Here is a 5,260-nt window from a genome sequence, read left to right as displayed (position 1 = left end):
GGGCAGCGCCATTCTGCTGCAATGTTAGAAACCAGACTAGCTTAAACTCTCGCTCTTTTTGTCTTGACTCATGGGTCCACCATAGAAGACGCGATACATACTCCCGTTATGGATATTTATGCATGACTCGGTTAATGGCCATCGCGAGTTGGGATGCAGAAAAAAATCCCAGATGACGTTCTACTATTCGCCCATCGGGGTCGACGATGAGCGTATAGGGAAGCATTTCATTTCGATCTCCAATCGCCGAAAGGACTTTGCTCGGATGTGCTCCAGCCAAGAGCGTTAGATACCTAACGTGCTCCTTATGTATAAATTTCTCAGCAGATCTTTTGCCATCCAGTGCTATACCCACGAAGCGCACCTTAGAGCCCAGATTTTGATGGAGACGAACAAACCCAGGTGTTTCCTCATGGCAAAACGGACACCAGTTGGCCCATAAATTTACCACCATGACCTTGCCTTTGAGATTATTTAAATCCACTTTCCTTCCGGAAAGATTAGTCAAAACTATCTGCGGAAGAAAAGTTGTCTTGGCAACGACTTTTGCGTAAGACTGTTCCGGTATCAAACAAAAAAGAGCGGCAATTAATACGGCGTTAAAAATTCGTTGAATGATTTCCATATCATTTCCAGCCGAATTGGCTCAAGGCCATCATCATCATTCTTCCGCGTCCGTAAGCAAATCATCCATGTTTGCGTCATCTGCTTCCAGGCATTCCAAAATCGGACACGCATGATGCTGGTTGGGATATTCTTGTTGGCAATCCTGAATTAGACGGGCCAATACGATTTCCAGTCTTCGCAAAGCCTGAATTTTTGCAAGCACCGCAGATTGTTTGATTTTTGCCTGATGCAGTACTGCACCACAGGCTTGGGTTTTGTTGGTCTGCAACAGAAGGAGTTCACGCGCTTCTTTTAAGGTAAAGCCAAGCTTTTGGGCGTGCTTGATAAACCGAATGCGTGCAATAGTCTCCTCGGGATACCGACGGGATCCAAGATGCGGCTTCTTGGGCTGCACGATAAGACCTTCCCGTTCATAATAGCGTACCGTTTCGACATGGACACCGGCAGCACTGGCCACTTCGCCAATACGATAACCTTGTCGATGAGATGGCTCAGTCATGACACATTTCCTTGCAGAAGGTGAAAATTCTGCTGAAAACCGGTTCGTTCATGACTCGAGACTGGAGCGGGAATTCTCTCAATAAATTTTGCAGCCCTCTTTCCATGTGATCCTGACGCATGATGGCTTTCCTTATCCGTTAGCCGGCACAACAGGACAATTGCTTGACATCCTTGGTAAATGTCTGGGCACAGAGTTTCAGTCCTTCCACCATGGTCAAATAGGGAAATAGTTGATCCGCCAAATCCTGGAAGCGCAATCCACCCCGTAGAGCCAATGCCGCAGACTGGACAATTTCACCACCCTCAGCAGCCAGAATCTGCGCCCCCAATAATTTTCCAGTGGGTTCGTCCACTACCAGCTTGATAAATCCTCGGGTGTCAAAATTCGCCAAGGCTCTGGGGACATTTTCCAGACTCAGGGTGCGGCTGATGGTTTTGATCCCCCGCTTTTCAGCCGCCTTTTCATCCAGTCCAACCGTGGCCACTTGCGGATCTGTAAAAACCACAGACGGCATGGCACTTAGATCCAGTGCGGCATCGCCTCCTAACATGTTGACGGCGGCACGTGTGCCCCCCGCAGCGGCGACATACACGAACTGAGGATGCGTAGTGCAGTCTCCTGCCGCAAAAATGTGGGAAACGCTTGTACGCATGTGGTCATCAACCAGGATGGCACCAAACTCGTTGGTGGCAACTCCAAGGGATTCCAATCCCAAATCCTGCGTATTGGGTTGGCGACCCGTTGCCACCAGCAACTGATCTGCACGGAGCCGCTCCGAATCAATCTGGATCTCGAACTGTCCATTATTATGGTGCACGCTTTCTGGAACCGTCTGCTGAAGCACCCGGATACCTTCTTCTGCAAATACAGTCTGTAAACCCGCGCCCAGTGCTGGATCTTCCCTGGATAACAAGGTACTGCGTGCCAGAATAGTGACCTCTGCACCCAGTCTGCGGAAAGCCTGTGCCAACTCTACAGCCACCACCGAAGCACCCAATACCACCAGGTGCCGGGGTATTTCTTCGGCGATAAGTGCTTCTGTCGACGTCCAGTAGGGGGTCTGGTTCAATCCGTGTATTCGAGGCACATGGGGATGCGCACCAACAGCAATAAGAATGCGATCTCCCCGAACGGACTGCTCTTTTCCGTCGTCTGTGCGCACGACAATAGTATGGGCATCGGCGAATCGAGCGGTTCCCTGGAGCAGGGTAATCTCTGGATGAGAAGCGAGTACGTTGACGTATTTTTCGTTGCGGAGTTCGTCCACACGCTGCTGCTGCTGCGCCACCAGTGCCACACGTTCCACCGTAGGCTCACAATGGCCCAGTCCCTGGAATGGGTGTGCGCGCTGCCAATGTGCCATTTGCGCCGCGCGGATCATGATTTTGGACGGAACACAGCCAATATTGACGCAGGTTCCCCCCAACGTCCCTTTTTCGATCATCGTAACGCGCGCGCCACCATCAACACAGCGGATCGCCGCAGCGAAGGCTCCCGATCCAGATCCCAGAACAATCACGTGTAATTTTTCTGCTGCAGGCGCATCGACACGAGTGCTTCGGTCGTGTAGGTCTGCGTCCACCTTGGCGACCTGTGCGCCGTAACCGCTCTTGACGACAGCCGCAGTGAGCACGGAATCAGCAACGTCGTCGGCTACCTCCACCTCCGCATAACCTTCAGGAAAGAAAACGTTTGCTTTGTCGACACCGGCGACGTCCTTAAGGGCTTTTTCTACGGTCAAAGCGCAGTGCGTACATGTCATCCCGAGTATGTTCAACTGAATGGTTTTTTTCATCGTGATACTCCTTGTATTCGTAATTCAATACGCGAATCAAGCATGCGCCAAAGAAGCCGGATATCCAATATTCCTAAAGGTTTTCAGGAGAACAGACGGGCTCACTTTTTTGGCATCATAGGTCACCGTCACCGTCCTTTTCATGTCATCAATATGGATATGCTGCACACCCGGGATGCGATGCAGTGCAATATAAATAGCCGTTTCACAGGCTTTATCCCCACAGCTCATTGACGGCACACTGAATACCGACGTAACAGAAGCTGCCTGCACGACAGCAGCAGAAGAAGGCGTGCCAGCCCACGCGAAAGGCATAGCGAGCACGCCACTTGCCAGCAGTGAAAGCGCAGATATTAACACCAGATTTTTTCCTGAATTTATCTTTATGTGCATTTTAGTCTCCTTGAGTTCATTGGAATTTAAAAGAACTACATCAACAAGCCGGGCAACACATGCGGCAATGCCAGAAAGACAATAACCAAAACGGTACCCGCCCATAAAAGAGGGGATTGCCAACGACCGAATCGTCCAACCATCGAACACGAACTACAGGCCAGCGCCTTTTTTTCGCGATAATTTTGAACGTGGGCGTATCCCAAAAAAAGCAACACGACCACATCCAGGTAAGGGGCGTAAGGATCAAGCACCCGCAAGTTAGCCATCCATGCGCCGCCTACACCAGCCACAATCAGCAATAGCGGCAAGACACAGCAAGCGGAAGCCAGGAAACCCACTACGACCGCTACTAACAACCCCCATAGCCCCCTTGGTCGGACATTCTGCATATTCGAGTTATTGGTGGCGCAGCCAGATCCCTGTGGATCCGATTTACTGACCTTAGTATTCATAACGTCTGAACCTCCACTCACCTGGATAGAAGCGTTCTTCAACCTGTCTACTAAGGACTATAGATGCCGTAGCATAGTACGGTGTCAAGCATGACCTCCATTTCAGGGTAGAGGCCTCGAGTCGCTGGTCCGCAGGTTCCACCTTTGACGTGGAGGTCGGTAGTGATGTTGAAGTACTATTCCACGGGGATCATCTATGGCTGGGTATCGATCTACTTCCCCGAAATCATCAGGAAATGATTTTCTATCACCTGCTGCTGAAACTGAGCTTCAAAAGGGTAATAGACCCTGGGTTTTTTACCCCAGCCAGATTCAGTTTATGAATCACATTGAATTTTCCCAGCAATGTATCGGCCAGATAAAGCAATTTATGGCCTAGCTCCGGGCACTGGTGATACTCAACTTGGATAACTGCTTTGGGCCATTTGCTTTCCGCTGCTGAATGACCGCTTTCAGTCTACTGCCCACCATCAGAGATCAACGGCGGCAGGGCAGCGTAACCGGACGATCGAATTTTCAACTCGACTGGCTCGAAGGAACATTTGAAATCGCTTTTATCTCGTCAAACCTTGTGGCCAAGTCAGTAATCCATTCACTATTTGTTGTAACGGTAACCTTCCCGAGAATATCCTCTCTATGAGATACTACCCCAGAAGAGAGGTTCTCAGAGATCGCAAAGCTTGCATAAGGCAGAAGATTTTCAATGGAATCTTTAAAGACGTAATAAATATGAATCCCTGCTTGCGCCTGTTCCTCGATTATTTCCGCAAGCCCGCTGAGCTCATTTTTGGTATTTAAGACAAAGATCCTTTCGATTGTCACCCCATTGCGAGCTTGGCGAAAATTGAGTTCCGAATGATCGGACGCATGTTTTCCCGTTTTCCAATAGAACCTCTTTGTCAAGTTGCTCACTACTTTGAATGTCTGCCCAGGCTCTAACGAGCCCAAAAGGACCATTGATGCCAGATATATATCATGGAATATATAGTCAGAACCACGCTCTGCACATTTGAGTATTGTATGTATATTATCAAATTCCAATAGTGCAATTTTAGTGGATACAACTGAATGTTGTTTCTTTAGTCTGTTATAGATGGTCAGAGTTTCGTTTACCGATATTTGCTCAGCAGTAGAAAGCTCTAAAGATGGATATAACAGTTTAATTCTTTTTTCTAGACTGTCAATAGCAATAATTAGTTCAGCAAGAAAAGTGGCCATAGCAAAGGCGAGCATAACGACCAACGTTATAGAATAACCAAAATGGTAATGACTTCCAGCCCATATGGTTAGGAGAATAAAAAGCAGCCCAAAGAAAGCGATAATCAATCTCAAAAACAATGCTCTAGACATAAATTTTCACCTCTATGTTTGGTTTAAATGGTTTTAACCTAGGTATATAATCTAGGCTCTTCGTCAGATTGAGTGGGTAGGGGGTAGAATGCTGTGGAGCGGTCGTGCCCTGAATTGGAGTTAGCTGATGGTCCCTGA

6 protein-coding genes are annotated in these 5,260 nt (G+C 48.6%); all 6 read right to left on the bottom strand.

Features of this window, described 5'->3' with window-relative positions; translation table 11 throughout:
* Nucleotides 1–106: 106 nt before the first annotated feature.
* A complete protein-coding gene (locus tag HAP95_RS12350; protein ID WP_215884503.1) occupies nt 107–625 on the bottom strand; it encodes a TlpA family protein disulfide reductase in 519 nt (172 codons plus the stop codon).
* A 36-nt stretch (nt 626–661) separates the two neighbouring features.
* Nucleotides 662–1,126, bottom strand: a complete 465-nt coding sequence (locus HAP95_RS12345; RefSeq protein WP_024894160.1) for a MerR family transcriptional regulator — start codon at nt 1,124–1,126, stop codon at nt 662–664.
* 139 nt (nt 1,127–1,265) lie between these two features.
* Entirely contained in the window at nt 1,266–2,930 is a 1,665-nt protein-coding gene (merA, locus tag HAP95_RS12340) for a mercury(II) reductase (RefSeq protein WP_438263669.1), read from the bottom strand.
* Nucleotides 2,931–2,960: 30 nt separating this feature from the next.
* Nucleotides 2,961–3,317, bottom strand: a complete 357-nt coding sequence (locus HAP95_RS12335) for a heavy-metal-associated domain-containing protein (RefSeq protein ID WP_215884501.1) — start codon at nt 3,315–3,317, stop codon at nt 2,961–2,963.
* Nucleotides 3,318–3,352: 35 nt separating this feature from the next.
* A complete protein-coding gene (locus tag HAP95_RS12330; protein ID WP_226832760.1) occupies nt 3,353–3,772 on the bottom strand; it encodes a mercuric transporter MerT family protein in 420 nt (139 codons plus the stop codon).
* Nucleotides 3,773–4,288: 516 nt separating this feature from the next.
* The gene (locus tag HAP95_RS12325) at nt 4,289–5,122 is read right to left on the bottom strand and encodes a hypothetical protein (RefSeq protein ID WP_215884500.1); all 834 of its coding nucleotides are present in this window, start codon (nt 5,120–5,122) and stop codon (nt 4,289–4,291) included.
* Nucleotides 5,123–5,260 lie beyond the last annotated feature (138 nt).

Origin of the sequence: Acidithiobacillus sulfurivorans, from assembly GCF_018853815.1 — a bacterium.
GTDB lineage: Bacteria > Pseudomonadota > Gammaproteobacteria > Acidithiobacillales > Acidithiobacillaceae > Acidithiobacillus > Acidithiobacillus sulfurivorans.
Note: the sequence above shows the minus strand (reverse complement) of the source record. Positions and strands in the feature narration are given on the sequence as shown.